Below are 1396 nucleotides of genomic sequence, written 5' to 3'. Positions count from 1 at the left end.
TGGCGACGACATCCACGGAGACGGTGTCAACGTCGCGGCCCGTTTGGAGGGATTGGCGGAACCGGGCGGTGTTTGCGTATCGGCGGCAGTCTATGACCAGGTGCGCGATCGCATTGAGTTGCCGTTCGAGGATCTGGGGGAACAGCGGGTCAAGAATATCGACCGGCCGGTCCGCATCTGGCGCTGGATTCGTGACACCGTGGCGTCGTCGCCCGGTGTTGATCAGATGCCGCTCCCGGAACGACCATCGATCGTGGTCCTTCCCTTCAACAACATGAGCCGCGATCCCGAGCAAGAGTACTTCAGTGACGGCATCACTGAGGATATCATCACCGATCTCAGCAAGGCATCCGGCCTGTTCGTCATCGCGCGCAACTCGGCTTTCGTCTACAAAGAAAAGACATTCAGTGTCCCTCACGTATGCCGCGAACTCGGCGTCAAGTTCGCTGTCGAAGGCAGCATTCGAAAGGCCGGCGACCGGGTTCGCGTCACCGCCCAGCTGATCGATGGCACAAGCGGCGGACATCTCTGGGCCGAGCGCTACGACCGTGACCTCACTGACATTTTCGAGGTCCAGGACGACATCACGCAACAAATCGTTGCTGCGCTGAAGGTCAGGCTCAGCGAGGCGGAGAAATCCTTGATTGTCGATGGCGGCACGAAAGACGTGAACGCCCACGATCTCTTTTTGAGGGGTCGCGAGCTGATCCTTGGGCTCAAGAGAGATCGTGAGATGTTCGATCAATCGACCACCTATTTCCGTCGGGCGATCGAGATCGATCCGTCCTACGCCGCCGCTTATGCGGGTCTGGGCATGGCCTATATCCTAGATTATCAGAACCATTGGACCGACGCGCCCGAGAGGTCACTTGATCAAGCCGATCGCTTCACAGCCCAAGCGATCGCCAGGGACGACCAGGACCCTTTCGCCCATTATGTCGCCGCAATGGTGGCCATGTTCATGAGGGACTATGAGCGATGGGCCCATGAGGCCGACCGGGCGTTGTTGCTAAATCCCAACTACGCTCCCGCGCTCAACATGCGGGGCACCGTTCACATTTATACGGGAGAGCCGGCGAAAGCCATTCCCATGATTGAACGGGCGATACGCCTCGATCCGATTTCACGACAGCAGCACGTACACTTCCTGGGCACCGCTTATTTCGTAGCCGGCGATTACGAGACTGCGGCGGCTCTGTTCAGGGATCGTATCGCGCTCAATCCCACCACGGACTTGTCGCGCGCGTTCCTCGCCTCAGCATTGGGCCACCTTGGCAAATTGGACGAGGCCGGCGAAGTTTGGCGCGAACTCAAGGAAATCAATCCGAGGTACTCCCCCGTCGAGCATATCGGCCGTTTGCCGTTCAGGGATCCCTCGGATGCCGAGAAGTTTACC

1 protein-coding gene is annotated in these 1396 nt (G+C 58.9%); it reads left to right on the top strand.

The features are described 5' to 3' along the window. On the top strand, nt 1-1396 hold a 1396-nt coding region (locus AC0L3O_RS35115), incomplete at both ends, for an adenylate/guanylate cyclase domain-containing protein (protein ID WP_473618109.1).

This window comes from Mesorhizobium sp. WSM4810 (assembly GCF_055811235.1).
This window is presented reverse-complemented; position numbering and strand designations above follow the sequence as displayed.